21 protein-coding genes are annotated in these 21,727 nt (G+C 40.3%); 10 read left to right on the forward strand and 11 right to left on the reverse strand.

The window, feature by feature from the left end:
• Positions 1 to 440: 440 nt before the first annotated feature.
• From H6G28_RS33425 to H6G28_RS33455, 7 genes are all read right to left on the reverse strand, one after another.
• On the reverse strand, positions 441 to 1,892 hold the full coding sequence (locus H6G28_RS33425) for an ATP-binding protein (RefSeq protein WP_190677396.1): 1,452 nt from the start codon (positions 1,890 to 1,892) through the stop codon (positions 441 to 443).
• Complete coding sequence (locus H6G28_RS33430; RefSeq protein ID WP_190594618.1) at positions 1,889 to 2,458, reverse strand: hypothetical protein; 570 nt, start codon at positions 2,456 to 2,458, stop codon at positions 1,889 to 1,891. Before H6G28_RS33430 ends, H6G28_RS33425 begins: the two co-directional genes overlap by 4 nt.
• Before the next feature lie 64 nt (positions 2,459 to 2,522).
• Positions 2,523 to 3,164, reverse strand: coding sequence for a hypothetical protein (locus tag H6G28_RS33435; RefSeq protein ID WP_190594617.1), 642 nt, complete (start codon positions 3,162 to 3,164; stop codon positions 2,523 to 2,525).
• Positions 3,103 to 3,378: a hypothetical protein gene (locus H6G28_RS33440; RefSeq protein WP_190594616.1), complete on the reverse strand. Its 276-nt coding sequence runs from the start codon at positions 3,376 to 3,378 to the stop codon at positions 3,103 to 3,105. Before H6G28_RS33440 ends, H6G28_RS33435 begins: the two co-directional genes overlap by 62 nt.
• A gap of 46 nt (positions 3,379 to 3,424) precedes the next feature.
• Positions 3,425 to 4,057: a hypothetical protein gene (locus H6G28_RS33445; protein WP_190594615.1), complete on the reverse strand. Its 633-nt coding sequence runs from the start codon at positions 4,055 to 4,057 to the stop codon at positions 3,425 to 3,427.
• Between the two features lie 12 nt (positions 4,058 to 4,069).
• Positions 4,070 to 4,582, reverse strand: a complete 513-nt coding sequence (locus H6G28_RS33450) for a hypothetical protein (protein WP_190594614.1) — start codon at positions 4,580 to 4,582, stop codon at positions 4,070 to 4,072.
• Between the two features lie 576 nt (positions 4,583 to 5,158).
• Positions 5,159 to 5,464, reverse strand: coding sequence for a hypothetical protein (locus tag H6G28_RS33455; RefSeq protein WP_190594613.1), 306 nt, complete (start codon positions 5,462 to 5,464; stop codon positions 5,159 to 5,161).
• Positions 5,465 to 5,721: 257 nt separating this feature from the next.
• Between H6G28_RS33455 and H6G28_RS33460 the strand changes: the two genes are divergently transcribed.
• The 7 genes from H6G28_RS33460 to H6G28_RS33490 all read left to right on the forward strand — a co-directional run bounded on the left by H6G28_RS33460 (position 5,722) and on the right by H6G28_RS33490 (position 11,381).
• Entirely contained in the window at positions 5,722 to 5,931 is a 210-nt protein-coding gene (locus H6G28_RS33460; RefSeq protein ID WP_190594612.1) for a helix-turn-helix domain-containing protein, read from the forward strand.
• A gap of 31 nt (positions 5,932 to 5,962) precedes the next feature.
• The gene (locus tag H6G28_RS33465) at positions 5,963 to 6,175 is read left to right on the forward strand and encodes a hypothetical protein (RefSeq protein WP_190594611.1); all 213 of its coding nucleotides are present in this window, start codon (positions 5,963 to 5,965) and stop codon (positions 6,173 to 6,175) included.
• Positions 6,168 to 6,407 (forward strand): hypothetical protein, encoded by a 240-nt coding sequence (locus tag H6G28_RS33470; protein WP_190594610.1) that lies wholly within the window; start codon positions 6,168 to 6,170, stop codon positions 6,405 to 6,407. Before H6G28_RS33465 ends, H6G28_RS33470 begins: the two co-directional genes overlap by 8 nt.
• 892 nt (positions 6,408 to 7,299) lie before the next feature.
• Complete coding sequence (locus H6G28_RS33475; protein WP_190594609.1) at positions 7,300 to 7,437, forward strand: hypothetical protein; 138 nt, start codon at positions 7,300 to 7,302, stop codon at positions 7,435 to 7,437.
• 116 nt (positions 7,438 to 7,553) lie between these two features.
• Positions 7,554 to 9,755: a hypothetical protein gene (locus H6G28_RS33480; protein WP_242054724.1), complete on the forward strand. Its 2,202-nt coding sequence runs from the start codon at positions 7,554 to 7,556 to the stop codon at positions 9,753 to 9,755.
• A gap of 401 nt (positions 9,756 to 10,156) precedes the next feature.
• Positions 10,157 to 10,354 carry a hypothetical protein gene (locus H6G28_RS33485; protein WP_190677398.1) on the forward strand — a complete coding sequence of 66 codons (198 nt, stop codon included), beginning with the start codon at positions 10,157 to 10,159 and terminating at the stop codon, positions 10,352 to 10,354.
• A gap of 130 nt (positions 10,355 to 10,484) precedes the next feature.
• The gene (locus tag H6G28_RS33490; protein WP_190677400.1) at positions 10,485 to 11,381 is read left to right on the forward strand and encodes a hypothetical protein; all 897 of its coding nucleotides are present in this window, start codon (positions 10,485 to 10,487) and stop codon (positions 11,379 to 11,381) included.
• A 128-nt stretch (positions 11,382 to 11,509) separates the two neighbouring features.
• Here the strand turns inward: H6G28_RS33490 and H6G28_RS33495 are convergent, their stop codons facing one another.
• Genes H6G28_RS33495 through H6G28_RS33505 form a run of 3 tightly spaced genes read right to left on the reverse strand, consistent with a single transcriptional unit; the run spans position 11,510 to position 13,539 of the window.
• Positions 11,510 to 12,256 carry a DUF6753 family protein gene (locus H6G28_RS33495; RefSeq protein WP_190677401.1) on the reverse strand — a complete coding sequence of 249 codons (747 nt, stop codon included), beginning with the start codon at positions 12,254 to 12,256 and terminating at the stop codon, positions 11,510 to 11,512.
• Positions 12,256 to 13,032, reverse strand: coding sequence for a P-loop NTPase family protein (locus tag H6G28_RS33500; RefSeq protein ID WP_242054725.1), 777 nt, complete (start codon positions 13,030 to 13,032; stop codon positions 12,256 to 12,258). The genes H6G28_RS33495 and H6G28_RS33500 overlap by 1 nt, the downstream gene beginning before the upstream one ends.
• Positions 13,033 to 13,539 (reverse strand): hypothetical protein, encoded by a 507-nt coding sequence (locus H6G28_RS33505; protein WP_190677403.1) that lies wholly within the window; start codon positions 13,537 to 13,539, stop codon positions 13,033 to 13,035.
• A gap of 461 nt (positions 13,540 to 14,000) precedes the next feature.
• Here H6G28_RS33505 and H6G28_RS33510 point away from each other — a divergent pair, with 461 nt between their 5' ends.
• Together H6G28_RS33510 and H6G28_RS33515 are read left to right on the forward strand one after the other, a co-directional pair.
• Complete coding sequence (locus H6G28_RS33510; protein WP_190677405.1) at positions 14,001 to 14,399, forward strand: plasmid mobilization protein; 399 nt, start codon at positions 14,001 to 14,003, stop codon at positions 14,397 to 14,399.
• On the forward strand, positions 14,380 to 15,639 hold the full coding sequence (locus H6G28_RS33515; protein WP_190677407.1) for a relaxase/mobilization nuclease domain-containing protein: 1,260 nt from the start codon (positions 14,380 to 14,382) through the stop codon (positions 15,637 to 15,639). The genes H6G28_RS33510 and H6G28_RS33515 overlap by 20 nt, the downstream gene beginning before the upstream one ends.
• A 114-nt stretch (positions 15,640 to 15,753) precedes the next feature.
• On the opposite strand, the gene H6G28_RS33520 is transcribed toward H6G28_RS33515, so the two are convergent.
• The gene (locus H6G28_RS33520) at positions 15,754 to 16,050 is read right to left on the reverse strand and encodes a hypothetical protein (protein ID WP_206758276.1); all 297 of its coding nucleotides are present in this window, start codon (positions 16,048 to 16,050) and stop codon (positions 15,754 to 15,756) included.
• Between the two features lie 161 nt (positions 16,051 to 16,211).
• On the opposite strand from H6G28_RS33520, the gene H6G28_RS33525 reads away from it, so the two are divergent.
• Positions 16,212 to 21,536 carry a tetratricopeptide repeat protein gene (locus tag H6G28_RS33525; protein ID WP_190677411.1) on the forward strand — a complete coding sequence of 1,775 codons (5,325 nt, stop codon included), beginning with the start codon at positions 16,212 to 16,214 and terminating at the stop codon, positions 21,534 to 21,536.
• Positions 21,537 to 21,727: the final 191 nt, after the last annotated feature.

Here is a 21,727-nt window from a genome sequence, read left to right on the forward strand (position 1 = left end):
CCAGATTTAGCAAAGGCGATTGAAACTGCTTTTAGCCAAGTCTCCTTAAATGATATTTATAATTGGTTTACTCATTGTTGCTACTGTACTTCACCAGACTGAGAAACGCTATATCTTTTAACCGCCGAAAAATTCTCTACACCCAGCAATTGATAAATCTGGCTTATATATAGTGATGAGTGGCTTGTTAAATTGTCTATACTCACTTCTATACCAGGGATGGAAAATCGTTGCTATCAGTTATATCAAAAATGCTTCTACCCGATCTGATCGTGATGCCCCGGCGAACTGGGGACACTTCGTTTAGAACGGGTGGTGTCGGGGACGGGCAACAATTTACTCGTGAAGTAGCCAAAAACTCAGCAGCCCGCCCCCAACACTCCGCTACGCCACCCGCTCTACCCCAGTTCTGAACAGCTAAAAAATTAGTTTTCTAACAATTAATCCTCAAAATCAATTGGCTGACCATTAAAATGCTTGTGAATACTAAGAGGAGTCAGCCAACTAGGAATTGTCACTTTTTTGTCTACTTCTGCATCACCCTCTGAATTATTTAAACCGTTAACTATTGCCACCTTTAAAGGTATTTTACCATCTGCTGTTTTGCGGTCAATTTGAATAGTGCCTCTAGCTCTACCCTTGGCAGTTCCATCACTGCCACCAACAGCAGTATTAGTGAAGAAATGGGCAATACAAACTAATCTTTCCTCAGCTTTTCTAGGGTCACTGAGAGATGCTTTCACAAACTTTTTAGCAGGTTCCTTGGTGATATCTGACTCAGAATAATTAGTAAATTCATCAACTAGTAACTGTTGCGGTAGTTTATCAGGTTGATTATTAATTCTGTCCAGCCATCGCTCACGCGCATCATCAAAAGCTTGTCCTATTTCTTCCTCTGTTTTAGCTATCAACTGAGGGCTTAAATATTTCCATGCGTTTCTCAGATTCTCCCCAGCGTGTGCATCTATCAGCTGATACAAGGGCATATCAAACAGATATTGTCTCAGCATGACCATCGAAGCGGCTAAAGTTGATTTACCGCTTCCCGCTTCTCCTAACACCCAAACGGGCTTTTGATTGTCGATAATCTTCCACAGCCAGCCGTCTTCATGATTCTTGAGTGCTTCGATTAAATCACTGATGAGGCGTTGGTCAGTCAAAGGATGGTTGTCACTGTTTGCGATCGCTGCCTTAGTCTTCCCCTCAATCTTCCCACGTTCCTGATCCGCCTTCGCCTTATCCCTCAAATTCTCAGCAATAGTTTTATCCATCACCGAATGATTCACAGCACGAGCTTTCAGAAAATCCTCAAGCTGAATACGTGCCTTAGCCCGTTCGTTCTCTGAGTCAGTCAGTCCCAGTGCTAAACGTTCCTCTGTATCCAGCCCAGACAACCCATCTTTTAAACGTTCAGTGTAAAGCTGGGTCGAATGCTGCTTAACTTCACGTTTATGCTTATTGTGCTGCCAAATTGCATAGTCAGCAGTCTTTTCCAGTTCCCCCAATTCATAATCCCTGCGCTTGAGCCTTTGCGAACGCACGACCAAACAGCCCACAATACCCCATAACCCAGTAACCGCAATTCCATATCCCAACAACTGATTAGGGTTGTCTGTGGGCAAGTCACGCACCCATTGAATGGCATCACCCTTGTAGGGAATGATACTACCATACAACCCGTAGCGTCGCCATTCTTCCGTCAGAACAAAACGCGGTTGGTTGCAGAAACGTTTATCCAGTGCTACTTGACTTTCTACACCATTAACTGACCTGGGGCAGAACTGAATCTGTGTCAAATCGTAGGGCTGACGTGTTTGCGATGTTGCCAGCCCGATGATTGCGGCTACACCACACACACCAGCCAGCGTTAACTCGAAAACACCTTGTTTCATTCTCGTCCCCTAAAAATAATTGCAATGGAACTAATGAATAAAGCCAACGCGACTGCAATACTTAACCAAGGGTCTGACTGTGGATTCTGTTTCTCAATAGTTTGGATATCTTGGCTAATCTGGGAGACTGTTTCTTTAGTTAAATTCTCAAAATATTGATAGTCTTTGACAGCTAACCAAGTGGTGATACCTGCAAACACCAAGCCACCAGCAGTTTTAAAAAGATTTTGCATATTATCTACCTCTAGTCCATCACTGTTGTAATTAACTCTCAAGCCCGTTAACCCAGCCAGAGAGCCAACACTGCATATAGAAAACGAGAGCGTAATTGCCAGCCACAAGTTAACGCCACCGCCAGTTATTAAGAGATATTTAGCTATAAATAATCCTGTAGAATTTAGCGACCAAGTAACAAAGAATCTCGTCAATTTATCAGTTGTATTGATGACATCCTTACGGTGTTGCTTGCGCGATTGGAGATGTTCTATTAAATCTTTTGGTAACGGCGTATCTGGAGCAATTTCGCTTACTATTTCTTCATTACTATCTTCAATGTCGTATGTCATGTTAACACCAAGATATTTACTTGCCCGACAGTAACTTTATGCGGTGGCTGTCGGGCTTTAACTGTCAGAAGCCTAGTAGAGCATCTTTGATTTTTTGGACAATCGAACGCCCAGCATATTGTTTTTTTGGCTTGAAATCATTACGAGCTTTATCACCCATTTCTAGGTAATACTTGCCCAGTTCCTTATCATGTTGCAGGTCAATTGTTTGCTGTCTAATGTCGGTCTGTAATTCCGTCTGCAACATTTTATATTCACCATCAACTTGCATCATGTGTTTCTCAACCCATGATTTGAGTTTGATGTGGTCTGTTGCTTGTTGATGGCGTAGCGTTTCTTTATCCTGGGATGAAGCGAAATCAAGCTTCATTTCTTCTAGGATATTCGCTAAATGAGTGTCAGCTAAAATTGCTGACTGCACTGCTCTTTCAATCTTCTCACCGCTAACACCAGCCTGTTTATAGATATCGCTCAGGACTAAATTTAAGTCCTCAGTGCCTTTGATAGCAGCTAACATTTGCTCTCTTACTTGTGGGGCGAATTCACTAATCTTTGCCCCGTCATTCCCCATTTGTCCTATCAGCTTAAGGGCTGATTTATCACCTGTTAATGCTCTGACTACTAAGTTAGTAGAGGCGTTAAACTTATTTTTTAACTGACTTTCCAGGTGGCGAGATTTGGAAGTTACCTGATTCTTGAGCTTCATTGAATTTTTTACAGCCATACTCTTTTTCGGGTGTAAATATTTTGTGACAGTGATACTGCATTCGCCTTACATATTGCTCAATGGCTTGTCTTCTTTTGAGATATTGCTGATAGTTGTGATGCTCTCTGATTGGCAGGTATACCCAGTAATGTAAGGGCAAAATCATAGCAGCAAGCACACCCAAACTAACAGCAATTCTCTTGAAGTAATTCATTCTTGACCAACGAATTACCAAGCACTCAAGCAGTGTTAATTCATCACTATTGAGCCGCGTTGAGTCTGGTGAGTATCCCGGAAAGTTGGCTTTTAGTTTGATTACGGCTATTCTCCAAAGCCGCACTAATGCCCGTTAAGCCACGAGATAGCTTGTCTCTGCTTTGTTCATGGCGATTAACTACTCGCTCTTTTACTCTGGTCAACGTCTGGTCAATCTTTGCGTCAACTTGATTGGCTGAAAAGTCAGCATAAGCCAGTAGTGCTGTTTCTACCTGTTCGAGAATTTCGTCAAAGGTGCTGGCTGAGGTGTCAACGCTATCGGCTATGTCATTGATTTGTTGCTCTGAAAGTATTACACCCATTTGTGAGGCTTTATTCGTGATCATCTCGCCTACATCTTGAGGGGCCACTGCAAGTGTCCCTGTTTCAATTTCAGTCTCGGCCTCTACTTGGGGTAGAAATTTTTCTTCAACTCTTTCATCAGTTACAGATAATTGGCTTGTCGCCCCTTGAAGTTTGAGATAGTCAACAGCTTGGCTCAATTGTTCTTTGGTGGGATTGTTGAGGTCATCGCACTCAACAGCGAGGGCGGCTTGAGTGTAATCGTCCTTGGTAAATCCTTGATAACCCTGTTTGTACAAACGAGCGCGGACGTTATTAGTAAATTTGTCAGACATGGTAATTAATCCTTATTTGGCTAGTGTCAAAACTTTTGGTTCAGCAGATTTCACTGGTTGCGAACGCTTATTGATTGCCCATTTAGCAGCAACAAACGCGACAAGAGCTAAATCTTTGCTGTGATAAGTATTAAGGGCGTTAAAAGATAGTCCGGCTTGACTAAACCAGTAGTAACGAGTGCTGCGCGGTACATCGTCAAGGTTGATTTTTAAATAGTCTGCAAGCACTCTCAGGAATTGCTGACCTGTGTATTGAACCAACTGTGCATCATAGAAGTGTTTAAAGGCTTGCCAGCGAGAATTAAAATCAGAGGTTCTAAAAGAAAAGGCTGGACACTTGCGCTTCATTCCTGCATAGGTTTCAACAATATTTTTAGCTTGTAAAGATTCAATTTCCAGCGAGAAATATTGTTTTAAGGATGCAACTATGCGATACCAAGTGATATCTGAAATGTCTTTTTCTGTGATGAGTTCGTAAGTCTGTTTGAGATGGCGATACTTAGTTAGATATTGTTTTGTAGCCACATTGATTCTGTTTGATTACTTAAGTGTGTATAGAATTGACAGACTATCCGGAAATTCAGGTTATTTGACAGACTAAATTAGATAGAAACAGTTATCTGATACGCTAAATTAGCTAGACACTATCAATAACCTTGGATTTTTGACGTTAGACAAATGTTTTAGCCTTGACTTGAAAGGCTATAACCACGTAATAACAGAGCTTGTCAGCTTTCCAGACATACTGACACTTTTTGATTTACCCCTGTGTATACGCCCCTAAATCGCCTATTTGATGCAGTCATAGCACTGCGTTAGAAAATATTTGTTACTCTGATTTAGAACAAACTCAACTGTATTGAGTTGTTATTCATCTCTGCTGTGTGCTGTCTATATAGACTGGGAATTTCGTAACAACGTCTTAGCACCTTGTCACGATTGAGCTTTAAGTCAACCCTTTTAGATTGATGCGGTAAAGGACGGAAATAATATTGTGTATGTTGGATACTGTCACTACAGCTTAAATATCTGTACAGCGTTCCATCAATCCAGTAAGTCTTGCTCATTGTCAATAGCGTGACACATCTTACTAGCTCTTTATCAATCATTTTTCTTATCCATTATTGGTTTTTGTTCTAAATACTTTAGCCACTCAGAATCAGTAAAATTTGAGGGCTTGTAATCACAGAGTTGGTGTTCATTAAGTAGTTCGCCTATTGCTTGAATTGCATCACTAAGCGTTACGTCTGGATAGTATTTTAGCTGCCTAAATTCTTCTGAATCTCGAATTTCTCTAAGCCAGCATTCTGTAGTTTGTAAACGCCTAATCTGATTAGATGTCAGCATTATTTCTCCTTTGTTTGGTAGCTCACGGATTGCTTCTAAATTGCTTAAATTGATGTACATGAATCCTCTTTGATGATGCAGACACGCACAATTACCGCGACCGCAGATATAGAGCGGACGCAATGCAAATAACCTGCGTTCGTAGCTAAATAATCATGTTTGTCTGAGTTATTGACGTATCGATAACCCAAGCACTATGATACTAGTACAGGATATCTGGTAATGTCAAGACGAGTGACCATATAAAGCTGGCCGACAATTGCAAGCTTAACTGGCATAGTGTTAAATGGGAGTCTGATAATACCAGACAGGTTGCCATGCCAGTTCGTAACATTGTGAGGAGGTTTATTGAAGAAAAGCTCAAAATCACGCGCTATCAATTTATGAAAGAGACTGGACTATCAAAAACCACAGTGTACGCGCTGTGCGACAATCCTGAGCAAATACCCAATGGAATAGCACTGAACAAAATCTGTGACTGTTATAAAGTCCAGCCCTGTGAGTTATTGGAATGGAGCGAGGATTAAGCGATCGCTCACAACAAAATAAGGAGATAATTTGACCAAAGAAGAACAGCCAAGCGAAGAGATAAAGCGATCTAAAGGCAAATTTGACCCCTTAAAAGAAACTAGGCAATGGTCAGCCGCAGTATCCGAGGAACGCTGTAAAAGAATAGCCAGGAACATAGGTAAGCGATTGGTCGAAATCATCGACACAGAAGACGAACCTCTACCAATTATTTGTATTTTTGAGGATTATCCAGATGACTGAGACAGCAACCCAAATACCATTAACCGCACTACTTCCTATGCTGGCAGCTATCAGCGAACGGGACTATCCACGTTTTAAAGAGCTTGAGATTAATTTTGCTTCTACTTACGGTGTAGAAGTGTGGGAGGATGTGTTTAATTTTCGTCTCAAGCCAGTACTCGACAAGGATTCTGATCGTTGGTTGTTAATTCAAAAATGTAGCAAGGGCTTCACAGTAAAAGATGTAGCGTAAAAGTTGCAATGCCAGTATTACCGTTAAAAAATTCAGTACACCAAAAATTTTGGCGATCGCTCAGTGAGGAATAGCTAATCGATGAGTAAGGATGAAAAATATAAAACTTTACAAAAAAGATGTTCGTAGCAGTCGGACAAAAACTGCTACGAACATCCTAACAATAACTATGACTGACCTATTAGAGTTAAATTTCCAGGAAAAAATGTCTGTCTGACTGAAATAGCATCCTACCCAGGATAGGTAACAACTAACGAAATCAGCTTGTTTTTATACGGTCAAGGGGCTTTTCATGCTACTCTAGCGAAAGTAAGTCTGCAAAGCAGACTAAGATAAGTCGATTTACAAAGGAGGCGAAAACGACAAGAGCAGTATATTCAGATATTCAAAATAGGTGTGAGTCGTTGTAGAACATTTTTGGCTTTGTTAAGACTTGGCGGTCGAGCAACCAAATTGTTCCAAACTAACGAGGACTCACCACTCGTACCTTTCCTGTTGCCAATATTAGCACACAGGGCGGGACATTTTATGCCTTTTTTTGGACAAAAAGTAAAAAAGGCATCTAGCACTACAATTTATCCCGACTCTGAATTAATGCGGAGTATTGGCAAGAGTTATTAAGCCAAAAATAATTGAGGGACAAATTTAACGGCTAGATGCCTCATATATGAGGATAAAGTTGTGATATATTCGCTTTTTCGGTTAAAAGCTGCATTTTCTACCCTTGAGCTAACGTCTAGGGCTGATTTCTATTGTCTTTACTACCTAAAAGCTGCCCCAAGCATTAAACCGATAGCTTAGTCAACTAAGGATAGTAAGTCACAAGAAATCGGTTAGCTGCCCACACGCCAGACATAAGGTTAGCAATTAGGCAACCAACCTAAATAAAAATATGCAATTTCAGTTTAACAATGTCTGGGTCGTAATTGAGGCAAAGTTAGCACAGCTTTATCAGGTGACATCAACCAAAAAACTAACCATGAGAGTTTTAAGTAAAGATTTTAGTCCTTCTAATGGGACAACTGTTTAAGAGCAAACTTGACTTCTCTTGTTTTGAATAGTTGGTGACATTTAATACTAATAAAGCTAGTGAATGCCTTTAACAGTGGGTAGCTCCGATGAATCCAATCATCATCGGAGAAAGAAATGAGACTAGCGAATGTAAAAAAAATAGCAAAACAGATACCCCAGCCACAGCCATTAGACCCAATAGGGCAGAGGTTTCTATCACACTTCAATCACGGATGGGGATTCATCTTTGCCCCCACCCCAAAAGTTGGAGAACGACCACATTGGCAAACAGAAAACCGCTATCCCCTACAGCCGAGAAACTTGTGGCAGCAATACCTTGACCAAAGCGTATTGCTAGGACTGCGGTTTGATAAACAAACCAGCTACTTATTAATAGACATCGACCGCAAAAGCAAACTACACCCCGCCAACAACCTATTAAAATACAAGCAACTACTAGGCAGCCTAGAAGAAATCGGCCTATGCCGACCAGTCCCCATACAATCAAGTGAAAGTGGCGGACTGCACATATATTATTTCTTTGAAGAAAAACAACCCTCATTTCTCCTAGCCTGCACCCTCAAGCAAACCCTAGAAGCAGCAGGATTTAAAATCAAAGGAGGAGAACTAGAAATCTTCCCCAACTGCAAAGTATACAGTCAAGGCAGACCCAGCAGCTTCAACGCCCATCGCCTACCCTTACAAGCAGGGTCATACATACTAGATGACATCTTAGAACCTTGGTCAGACGACGTAGAAGACCTAATGGATGCCGCCGACTGGTCAGCAGCAGGACAAGACTACTCAGCATTAACAGAAGCCATCGCCCTAGCCAAATTTCAAAAAGTCATCAGATTTCCCTACCGTCAGCGCAGCGCCATCGACCAATGGAGACATGACCTAGAAGAAAGAATCAGTGAAGGGTGGACAGGACACGGGCAGACCAACGACCTTCTCAAAGACATTGGCTGTTACGGCGTAGTCTTTCGCCAATTAAGCGGACAAGCCCTAGTAGACTACATCATCATCACAGCCTGCCAGTCACCAGGATATCTAGAATGGTGTCACCACCAACATGAAATCGAACAACGAGCTAGAGAATGGGCAAGATGCTGTGAAGGATTTTACACCCCCTACCCAGGCTTCCCCCAACGGGTAAACAGCTATAAAGAACAATTTGGCACAGTAGATGATAACAAAATCATCTCCCTACACCCCAACGAACAAAGGCAGCAACAGACAATAGAGCGAATTCGTTCCATTGTGCTACAGTTACAAGCCACAGAACAATTACCCGAAAGAACAAGCGATCGCGCAATGGCAATCATAGCAGCATCCAAAGCCCAGTATGGCAAAGGAGTAAGCCAGACAACCCTGCACAAGCCAATTTACCTACCCCTATGGCATCCCGACCACCAAGAAAAACCAAAAACAAAACAGCCTGTAAACGATTGCCCAGAGAGCGACACAGCGAATTTAACAGCAGAAAAATACCCCCAACTGCCAGACCCTTGGTTAGAAGAACTTAACCCGGAAATCCAGACAGCACAAACAACACAGCCACAAGCAGCCCTAATTTACACACCCCCCCAATACATGAAGGTTCTGTACTTAAGTTCAGCAAAAGCGTTGCCACCAGCAACGCCAATAGCTGAACTTAATCAAGCAGATAAATCATTAGTCATTTCTAATTCTTTGATCAGCTGTAATTCTTCAGATTGTTCAAAAGTCTTAAATGTGATTAATCATAAGCAAATCCAATGTCTAGTTCTGCCCAGCGTCGTCAAAAATGACAATAAGCAAGACTTATCAAACACAGAAAACCTTTCTCAAACAGACATTGCAGATGTAGTACAAGGGATTGATAGCAGATTTGATAACAATTTGGCGATCGCTACGCCAGCTAAAAGCATTGTTTCACCTGATGACTTTACCCTAACCACTGAAGCGTCTGTACCAGTAGAGCTACTAGCTTCTACACCGTTAAATACTGGATGTGAAGATTTACTGCCAGCCCCGGTGATAGAACCATTCGACTCACCCCAAGTAGAAACGTTCACTCCAGAAGACTATCGTCAAAGCATTCGGCTAAAACTACAGGCAAGTACTCAAGCACGGCACTGGGTGAAAGTATACTGCACCACAGAAAACTTGTGCTTACAGCCCCAGGAGCGAATCAAGCTGGAACAGCTGGCCCAACGGCTGCTAATGTTAGAGTCCCAGTCGTTGATTTTACAACAGGAAGCCCAGCAATGGCTGGCGGCTAACCCAGAGGTTTTAGAAATGGCACAACGATTAAAACAAAGTAAACATGATCAAGACACAGCCAAACTTTGATAAATTAGTTTTTTACCTAAAAAATACATCTATCCGTAAAAAGACAACAAAAACCCCACAAATAAGTGGGGAAATCAGAACCAGGAATATAGTGCAAATGTACTATAAAAGGAAAAACAAAGCAAGCTTTCATACAGAGACTTTTTTCTCTAAAGGTAGTTTTACTGAAAGCTTTACCCAAAAGTCGGCTGATGAAATATAGATTAAGCAATGCGGGTGATGCTTTTTCTTAATTGCAACGTCAAATCCAGACAGAGAGAGCCTTTTGAGAGCCAATGTGTCGTATCGCTGTTGCACGGTCGTGGCTGAAAGAGGGCGATCGCGTGTGGGCATGAATGAAGTGAGAAGAGTTTGAGCTATCAATTACACGTTGTGGCTCTTTCGTGTAAAGTCCTGACTTTATGCCTGTTGAACACTTGTGGCAGTGGTTACGTGAAGATGTTACTTATCACATCTACTATCAATCCACTACTGAACTGGTTGAACGAGTTCGTGTCTTTGAACAACATATTACTTCCAATTCTTTTGAAATTAGCGATCGCTTGTGGGTGAAAAATCATCTTGAACCTGACGAGGAAAAACTACGGGTTTCAAGATAGATCAGGTTTATATAGAAAGTTTCTGCATAATAAATAGTTAGCCTGCATAAACTATAAGTATGATTACTAGCCTCAAGAAGTACTATATTGAAGTTAGAGGTTAATCTTCGTCAATTTGAGGTTTTCAAAAATGAAAGTTATTAAAGTAGTTCATGGAGATCAAGATGAAGTTCTTGAACATGAAAAACAAAAATTCGTAATCCAGAATTATGACGCAAACGTTCTTATTGCAAATAAATTAGTATTTTTGAAGTTAAATCTTTTACCCATTGTTGTCGTATCTGATGTAATGTTTGTGATGGCTTTCTCATCTCGGGAATCCATTAAAAAACACATGAATGAGATTCATAAAAAATATGAATCAGCCGTTGATGATATTATTAGACAAACGGTTGATGTCTTACTAGAAGATATTTTAGAACAACTAGATAAACCGGAAGTTATTAATCTTGATATAGCCAAAGCTAGGTATCCTAAAACAAATAATCTATCTGTAGGGACTTACACACTTCATCCTTACGACAGCAAAAAACTTACTCGTCTTGAGCATTTTCATAAAAATCTTGCTTTAGAGAAGGATGATGAATTGATTGTTCTACTTGGAAAGATGGGAGCTAAGTCAGTGAGAATTATAGAGACTGATGCTCAGAAAAAGGTTGGTGGTGGAAACTTGAAGACCGATGTGTTTTCGTTAGATGCTAAAGTAGGCGTAAATTTGTCAGGCAGTACAGAAAGATCGACGGATTTACTAGTCACCTTTGAGGGGAATGTTGTTGACATCGATCCTCATTTACTAGAAAAATCATTATGGTTTTGTACTGACAGCAAATTAAATGCAATCTTTGAGAGTAGAAGATTCAATCCAAATAAGATTGAGCAGTATACCCTGGTAAATACTTATACCGAGACTTTTGATTTTAATTTTGATTTGGCTACAAAGTATCTTGTGGTTAAGACCGATTTAAGGGCTGAGTATCATTCGATTAGCAGTAAAGAGCGTTTTTTTCATGTGGAATTTGGGAAATGATCGATTGTACGCTTATGAGGTTTCAATAGATGATCGTTCTGGCTTGTGATTCATGCAGCATTACACATAAGGGCTATTTCGTGGAATGCAGACACAGTTATTTTTAATAGCATTTTCAGCACAATTGTTTACCGCCGTCGCTGATTAGGATCAGTCCCCAATCTTCTTTCAACCCGTTGCAACTTAGTATTAGTCCAACCAGTCTGCTCCAAAATCTGCTCTAGAGACTGGGTAGCCTCATAAGGCAGACTCAGAGGAAAAAGATGTGAATAAAACGTAAACAGAATAAAAAATGTAATCGGAGAAAAAAGCCAGATAACAAAAGCTCTACACCAATCTTTAACGTCTGAATCCACCGCGCCTTTTTGGTTCATGAGAGAAATCATCGCCTTGACTTCTTTCAACTCTTCTCGCAACGGTGCGATTAACTTCTCGGTTGGGGTTGGCGAGGGATTGCTCAAGTTGCCGTAGAGTTTGATTAAGTTCTGCAATAACTCCAGTTGTTGCTGCGACGTTAGATTTAATGCGCTCAACGCTATCCCTAGCTGATTGCAACTCGTCGCTAAATTTTTGATATTCTCCGTGTGGTCGGCCTCCGCCTTCAATTGCTCCGCCGTCAATTGAGTCCATTCGTTCAATTCCGCCTGTAAATTTTCAAACAACAACCTCCAATCATTAGGAGCAGTTTCAGTCAGCTGTGCCAAATAACCGATGTACTGCACCAAGCGAAAAGCCGGGTCATCCTGTTTCATCCCAGAATCAAGCGCAAACCGCAACACCTTCGCTTGAAATTCTGGTGGCTTTTCTGCCAACAACCTATCTAAATGAGATACCGCCCCATTTGCACCATTACCCTTACCATTAGTGCTTGCCATTATTCTAGCCCCAACTGCACAGCAGCCTTAGCAAACTCAGTTTCAACCGTATCAATCCAGCCATAAATTCTCGACTGATTACTCAAACTGAAATCCTCATGTTCCAAAGCCTCCCGGAAAGTAAGATCCTTCGAGTCAATCAAATCAAAAATATCGTCATATAACTCAGGCAATAACAGTTCAACAGCCCCCAAAGCTTCCACCGACTGTTTCACCTTAGAATTGTTGTAACGAGTAAACTTGTGTTCCTCACCCCAGTAGAGATTTTTCACAACCACATAATCAACACGGTCGCCACAGAAATCTACCAGCCGTTTTAACTGCAAAACACTATCCTTCACCCGACCCAAAACCGAAACCATAGTAATGCGATAACCCAAACGCTCGGCATTTTGAAACAGAAAAATATCCTTCGCCACCGACTCAAAATATTCAGCAGCCCCAGCCGGCAGATCCACCAGAGAAACTTTTGGAGAAAACCGCTTTAAATCATCCTGCAAAGCATCAGCACCACCACGCTGATTAAGCTTCAACCCAGACACCCCAGGAGCCACCTTATTATAGTGACGATAAAGCTGAGGATTCGACTGGTCACATTCATAAGCAATACAGTTGATATTTCTGTGACGATAAATATCAAGAAGAATTCGCGCCACCACACTTTTACCAGTACCGCCCTTATCACCAGTCACCAAAACTAAACGCCCAACAGTTTTTGGCTGATTATTCGGAATTTTCTGAGCCGAATCAGTCGATGATTTAGATTGAACAGCCATTTACAAATCCTCATCTGAAATGATTTGAGGCACAAAAGCCGGACGAGAGAAACTAGGATACTCACTCGCCTGAGTTTCATCAGAATTTTTAGTAGTGGTAGTAAAAGAAGAACTTTCTAAAACAGACTTAACCGACTTTGAGGATGACTTCTGGCGTTTTCGAGACTGACCATTCCCAGAAGAACTATCAGAATTTTCAACCTTAACAGAATCATCCATAGATAAATTTGATGATGAACTTTTAGCAGATGAACTCTTGCGAGTAGAGCGGCGAATCTCCCCTAGTAAATAGCGAATACGTTCAGCACCAATATTGATATCTAAACCAGCCAAAGTTTTTGAGACATCCTCGTAGGAGTAACCAAGACGCAGCACCCGCTCAATTTGACGGCGCATTTTTCTAATCGCCGAGCGTGCCGGGATATCATCTAATTCCTTACCACCCAAAGCCCGCAGAGCATCAATAGCTTCAGGAATTTTAGATTTAGGAACCTTATCTTTAGTCACTGAAGTAAAAGTAGACTTTTGATATGTTTAAAACTTAAGAATCAAAGCACACATCTATCTAAAGATAGGTCAAGCTACTTGCTACATAAAGCTTAAAAAAAATAGTAATACTTATTAACGTAAATAACCTAAATACAAAAACACCAAGCGTGCAATAATAACTCACGAAGAGTTAACAAGTAAAAACAAAAAAACTTCAAAAACCTTTTACTTTTAAAAAACTCCACTGTTCCAGAAATAATTCAAAAACAAACAGTCTGTCCGTAGCACAACATCACTCGTTTTCCTACCATTCCGCGTTCGCCAAATTCTCTGGTACACCCCCCACACCGCAGGTGAGGAGCAAGCCATGCTTAAAGCTGCGCTTTGTCTCGCTGCGCTCGACTCGGCAGGCTTGCCAAAGGGGATACTTCCCCTTTGGAAACCCCTCGCCAAAATTGCACATTGTCTGATTTTAGATTATGACCAAGCGTTCTTCGTCGTCACTCATCCGCACCAAAAGACTGCAAGCGCGGTTCAGTCCAATTGAATATGAGATGGTTCGGTCAAAAGCAGAAGATACGGGCATGAGCTTGGCAGAACTGACAAGACGTTGTGTATTACTGCGACCAATTCCACCACCACCGCCGCGACTGGGCAGAGTTACTGTTGCCACCTATCTAGAACTTTCGCGCATTGGCAACAACATCAACCAACTGGCCAAAGCCACCAACACCGCCATCAAAATGCAGATGCCACCGCCAGCAGATCCAGAACTCTTACAAGAACTACTAGAACTGCTGCGACACTGCCAACGAGAAATCGCCAAAACCTTCATTGAAGAGGAGGATGAGGAAACCGATGATTGGCAACCAGACTAAGGGGCGAGGATTTCGCGGACTGCTCAATTATCTCCAATCTCAAGAAGGAGCCAAACTTATTGGTGGCAACATGGGCGGCAGAAACCCCCGCGCCCTGGCTGTTGAATTCAAAATCTCGCGTCAACTGAACTATGAAGCCGACCGAGTAGTGTACCACGCATCATTGTCACTACCAGAGAACGAGCGGCTAGACGACGCAACCTGGAACGAAATCGCCCACCGCTACCTGGAAGAAATGGGTTTTGACAGTAACCAGTATGTGGTTTACAGACACAGCAACACCCAGCACGACCACATTCATATCTGCGCCAGCCGCATTCGTTTAGACAACGGCAAGATAGTACATGATAGCTGGGATTACAAACGCAGCGAAAGCATCATTCGGCAGCTAGAACGAGATTATGGTTTACAGCAAACCCATAGCAGCCACGAGAAATTAACCCGTAACCCAAGCATTGGGCAACAAAGACGATTAGAAAGAGAACAGCGAGAATATACCAACGGCGATCGCTCAACGCCACAAGAACGCCCAGTCAAACAACAGCTTCAAGAACTTATTGACCGTGCTACCACCGATTCTCCGACCATGCCCCAACTAATCGAACGATTGCAAATAGAAAGTGTGAAAATTCGTCACGGTCGAACACGCAACGGTAAGAGTAAGGGTATCAGCTATTCCTGGAAGGGCCAGCAATTTAGCGGCACAAATTTGGGAGCAGCTTATACATGGCCAGGACTGCAAAAACACAAAGGAGTTAACTACCAACCAAAACGCGACGACCCACAGATTACTGCACTGCTGTTGAATCCAGCCAAGCCCACAAGAATTGAGCCGCAGACGTTGGTTAATAAATCACCTGAAACCCACAAACCGACGCACTCACCAGACTTCCGCTCTGGAGCCGAAAACATTCAGCTTGAACGTATTCAAATTGTCGCACCTATTCTGACAGACATCCTGAAGCTAAGTCAAAAAACTCGATTTGTTGGTAATCAACACACTATTTATTTAGAAAATCAGCAATTGGTTTTAGTAAATAACAGTTCTCGAAAAGAGTTAATGAGAGCGGAATATATTGAATCTACATCAAAATGGGAACCCGTTGAACCCAGCTATTTAACACCTGAGCTTGTGCAGCACTTTCAAACATTTATTCCTGTTATTGAGTCAGGATTGCGTGCTGCTGAACAAGAAAAAAAAGCGGCATCTCAAAATCGTTATCCAAGACTGAGACGTTAGAACTAAGGACGCAACAAGCAACTTGACTCCTGAGTATTACAGGAAAGGCGATCCAGCAAACTGACTGCGATCACCTTTGTCTTTGATTTCAGAAGTAGATAGAGTATATGCTCCTTACAACATTTGAGCTAATGTCACTAATAAGGAAACTATTGCTGCACTAGTTCCCAGTATGGGCTGCCAGAACTTGCATAACTGCCGAAATTTCCAAAGAAAAGATTCCTGATTTGCGTAAATATCTGGATTTACATCAAGTTCAGGTTCTAACTTATCATGAGATTGAATGGGAGTAATCGATTGGGCTTCTTCGTCCATTTCGTTTTTCTCCGTAGTTTGATTTACTAAGCTAACTTGGGAGCCTGAGAAACATCCAAGTTGGCTTGGTTTATTTGTGCGTTGTTTGTTAATCATCTTGTTTTGCATTAGTTCATATTACTAGTGTGGCAAGCGCGTGTTTGATTCCAAGCCTGAGTATGACTTTTAGGATTTATGACTTTATGTTTTGGTGTTTGAGTTTGTGTATGACTTTGATTACAAGGGTTTAAAATAATCTCAGACTGTATGACTAAATTATGGCAGGACGATCTCTCAAAGGTTCTTCAGAAGGAATTACAAAAGCAAAGCAGGCTTTGAACCGTAATGGGTTAACACAAAAAGCTCTAGCTGAAGAGTTGGAGATAGGACGCTCAACTGTTAGTGGTTTTTTTAATGGTCGCTCTATAGATCGCCAGTACTTTATAGATATTTGTAAAAAACTAGCTCTAGATTGGAAAGAAATATTTGCTGGACAAGTCGGCGAATCTGATCCGGAAGATGAAAGCCAAAACCAAAGTTCACCGCAGGGTGTTAGCCTTTCCCTCAAAGACTCAGAACCTTATATTTGGCGGCAATCAGCTGTAGACTTTCAGCAGACTTTCGCTGAGAGCTTAATTCAACCCACTTCTTATCCCGTCTTATTTCACGTTTGGGGAATTGGAGGAGTTGGCAAGTCAAGGTTAATAAGAAAATTGCAAGAGTCTTACAGTCAACAAGCAGACTTTTCTTTTGTTTCCTTTGGTCTGACAGTAGGAATTGACTCTCCCCTCGGCTTAATGGCGAAGTTGTATAATGGTTTACTCGACAATACCGTTGGGAAAGGAAATTTATCCTCAGATGACCCGTTTTTATCGCTACATCGGTTATACGAACAAACACTCCAGCAATTACAAACACAACCTTGTGAGGGTAAGTTAGCAATTGATACAGAACAAATAAAGCAGTTAAAAGAGTTACTCAGCTTCGGCTTTGACCCAGTTGAAACGACTATGGCGTTTAAGCATATAGCTACAACTGCTAGTCAGGTAATGGAGAAATCAGAACATGAAGATATTAAAATTTTCTCAGTAAAGGATAATGTTAAACTACTGCTACAACAGCACTCAGCAACAAAGGGGGATAAAAAACTCCAACAATTAATGCTTGAACCCGTGCCTCAATTAACAGCAGCTTTTGCTCAAGGACTAATTCAAAAATCGCAAAAACGTTCAATAGTTTTGGTACTGGACACTTATGAAAAAGCTGCTTCTAATATTGACACATGGCTATGGAAGTTTTTAGCTAATACAAACCTAAAACCTCACCCTATTCTTATAATAGTTGCAGGACGTGAACGTTTGTTTGATAGGGAGGGTTGGCGAAAACTTCAGCAAGATCATAAGGTAAGTTTTGAGCGGAAGTTAGAACGATTTGATCCTGAACAGACAAAAATTTATCTCGAAAATATTAACTTTATTGATTCCTCAAGCAAACTCCAAGAAATTTACCAAGCTACAAAAGGTTTACCTTACTACCTTAACTGGATTCGAGAACAGCAAAAAATGGCTCGCCAAGTAGATTTTTCACGAGGTAACCAGGAAATTGTTAGCTTACTCTTGCAAGGACTCAATTCTACTCAAAAGCGAGTAGTGCAACTTGCGTCTTGTTGTCGTTGGTTTGATCGAAAGCTGATTCAGAATTTAATAGAACAACAAGGATTAGATTTTCAAATAGCAACTGATGACAAAGTGAACTGTTTTGAATGGTTAATTCAGCAGACATTTATTGAATGTATTCAACATTGTTATAGGTTGGATGATGTAGCACGGGATGTGTTTCAATTGTCATTATGGCAAGATAATTCAGAAAAATTTCAGCAGATTCATAACTACTTAGCTGATTATTTTGAATCTCAATCCGAGGAAATTGTTCCTTATGATAGCTCACCAATTGCCAAATATGAAAATCCAGATTGGCGGAAAAATAGAGTAGAATTTCTTTATCATCTTTTGTTTGCTCGTCGTTCTGATTATCAACGTCAGTTCCTTTTACATCTATTTGAAGGACAGTATTTTAATCAAGATGAAATTGTTAAAATTCCTATACAAGCTGTTGTTATAGAATTGGACATACCTGAACGACCATTATTGCCCTACGCAATACGAAAGTTCTTGAGTAACATCAAACCAGTAGTTGATTCTGGTTTAGCAATCTTAGAAGCAGAAACAATTAATTATAGAGAAATTCAGCTTCATTATAATTTCTCAAAATCACAAATAGATTTGGCTGTAAAAGCCTGCCTAGAGCCAATTGAAATATTGGAAGGTTTAGCTAAGTTTGTAGCTCTCTTTTATAAATCTAAACGCTGCACAAATAGCCAAAAAAAAGACTGGTTAATAAAAGCAAAAAGCCAGGCGGAAAAAATAGTTGATAATCTTGATAATACATTCACTAATAATCTTTTTGTAGAAAAATTAGCTTCTGCTTTCTCTGATTTAGGTTACTATCAAGAAGCAATTGCAAGTTGTGATAAGGCTCTCGAAATTCAACCTGATTCTTATACAACATTAGGTCTTCGAGCTTGGATTTTAAGTAATAAATTAGACGAGCATGAAGAGGCTATAAGTAATGCTGAATTAGCTCTTGAAATTCAATCTGATTTTTGGTTCGCATGGTCAGTCAAAGCTTTAGCTTTTTCGTCATTACATCGTTATGGAGAAGCAATATTTTGTTATGAAAAAGCTTTAGAAATTGACTCTGAAATCCATTCTGTTTGGCATAATTATGGTAATTTGCTAGTTAAGTTATGCCGTTATCAAGATGCTGTCGAAAGTCTTAAAAAAGCTCAGAAAATTGAAAACAGTTGTTATTCAGGTTGGACTCATTTAGGCAATTTATATTTTAACTTAAATCAGTATGAAGAAGCTTTGTCTAGCTATGAATGTGCCCTTGAAATTAATCCAGACGACTTCTATACTTGGGCTAATCGAAGTAATGCGCTTATTAAATTAAATCGAAATGAGGAAGCACTTAACAGCATAAATCGTGCACTAGAAATCAACTCTGATGAACATTTAGTTTTTGTCATTCGAGGAGATATTTTAGTTAACCTAAAACGTTATGAAGAGGCACTTTCTGATTTTGATAAAGCCTTAGTAATTAAATCTGATGCCAACGAAATTTGGTATGGTCGAGGCAGAGTATTCGATGGCTTAAATCAACATCAAGAGGCAATTGCTAACTACGACAAAGCCCTAGAAATTAAACCTGATGATTATCTAAGCTGGAACTACCGAAGTTTTGCTTTATATAGATTACGTCACTTTGAGGAAGCAATTGCTAGTTGTGACAAAGCACTAGAAATTGAACCTGATGATTGCTTAGTTTTGAGTCTTCGAGGTCAGGCATTAGCTAAGTTAGCTCGTTATCAAGAGGCAGTTGCTAGTTACGACAAAGCACTAGAAATTAAACCTGATGATTGCTTAGTTTGGAACGAACGTGGTTTAGCTTTGAAAAAATTACAGCGTTATGAAGAAGCACTAATTTGTTATGATAAAGCTATAGAAATTAATTCAGAAAACCATTCAGTATGGCATAATCGCGGAACTATCTTATTTCGGCTTGAACGTTATGAAGAAGCGATTGCCAGTCACAATAAAGCTCAAGAAATTGACTCTAATTGTGCCTCTGGTTGGTGTGATTTAAGCCAAGTAATGTATAAATTAGCTCATTATCAAGAAGCAGGTTTGTATCTTGATAAAGCACTTGAAATCCAGCCTGAAAACCATCAATTCTGGATAGAAAGAGGAGCAGTACTACTTCAATTGGAAAGTTATGAAGATGCTTTAACCAACTTTGAGCGTGCAATTAAAATCAACACTAATGATTATAGAGCTTGGGGTAATCAAGGCGCTGCGTTATTGAAATTAGGCAACTACCAGGAGGCGCTTGCTAGCATTGACCGTGCCCTCGAAATTAAACCTGATTATTCTCAAGCTTGGGGTAATCGAGGTACAGTATTACATTTGTTAAGTCGGGAAGAGGAAGCACTTGTCAGTTTTGACCAAGCTCTTAAATGTAATTCAGCTTTATATGAAGCATGGTTTCAGAAAGGTAATATATTACTTAACTTGAAGCGTTATGAGGAAGCACTTTCCTGTTTCGAGCATACCTTAGAAATGAAACCAGACTTCTACGATGTTTATTATAAGCAAAGTGCAACTTTTTGTCTCTTAGGTCGCAATGAAGAAGCTATCGTCAGTTTAGACGAAGCTCTAAAAATCCAAGACAGTTATGAAGCTTGGAATCTTCGTGGAATGTTGTTAAAAAATTTAGGTCGCTATGAGGAAGCACTTGTTAGCTACGACAAATCCTTGGAAATTCAACCAAATTCCTATGAAGTATGTAACTACCGAGGTGATTTACTGTTTGGACTAAAGCGTTATGAAGAAGCAGCTCAAAGCTTTGAGCTTGCCCTTCAATTTAAGCCGGACTCTTATGAAGTATGGATCAAGCGAGGTGCTGTACTAGCAAATATAGAGCGTTATGAAGAAGCAATTGCCAGTTATAGCAAAGCCATTGACTTAAGATTGGACAATTACGAGGCTTGGGCTAATCAAGGTGTGGCACAACTTAAGATAGGTCATTATGAAAAAGCTAGAAGCAGCTTTTTCAAAGCTCTTGAAATTAAACCTGATTCTTACGAAGTTTGGAATTATCAAGGAATTATATTCAATATCTTAGGTCGTTATGAGGAGGCATTTACTAGCTTTGAACGTGCTCTTGAACTCAAGCCAAACTCTCATGAAGTTTTGAGTATTAAAGGTGTTCTGTTGTGCGATCATTTGCAACGGTACGAGGAAGCAGTAGCTAGCTTTGACGCAGCTCTTGAAATTCAAGCAGATGACCATGTAACTTGGAACAACAGAGGTGTAGCACTGAAAAAGTTGAAGCGATATGAACAAGCAATTAGCAGTTATGACAATGCTTTAGAACTTCAACCAGGATTTCATGAAGCTTGGGAGGGTCGAGCGGGAGCACTACTGAATTTAGAACGCTATGAGGAGGCAATTTGTAGCTATGACAAAGCCTTGGAACTTCAACCCAACTCCTACCAAGCTTGGGGTAACCGAGGTGTAGCATTACAGTATTTAAATTGCTATGAAAAGGCAATTAGTAGTTTTGATAAAGCTATTGAAATTCAGCCGCATTATAGTATAGCTTTATTTAATAAAGGCAGTGTACTAGTTGAACTAAAGCGATATGAGGAAGCTATTGCCTGCTTTGACACAATTATTGACTTGAAGCTTGACAACTATTTAGTCTGGTTTCTACGAGGTAGTGCATTAGTATCTTTAAATCACTATCAAGAAGCGATTACTAGCTACGATATATGCCTTGAAATTGAACCTAAATTTTTTGAAATTTACTACAGAAAAGCTTGCTGTTATGCCTTACAGGATAATGTTGAGCTTGCATTGGAAAACTTGCAACAAGTTTTCAATGTTAATCCTGGCTATTATCAACAGTTGGTAGCAACCAACTCTGATTTTGATAAAATTCGATATAATCAACAATTTCAAGCCTTAATTAAAGCTCAATAAAAACTTCACATTATACTTATATTGTCAATTAACAGATGTTAATTTGTTAAATTTAGATTTTTATTTAAAGGGATTTACAACCTCTAATTGATCAGCTACTACTAACCCATCTTGCATATCGGCGTAAATAGAAGGTTCGTGCAACCAGGGGCAACCTTGTAAAATTTAGTAAAAATAACCCTTTATTAGGC

This window comes from Nostoc sp. FACHB-190 (assembly GCF_014696905.1).
GTDB lineage: Bacteria > Cyanobacteriota > Cyanobacteriia > Cyanobacteriales > Nostocaceae > Nostoc_B.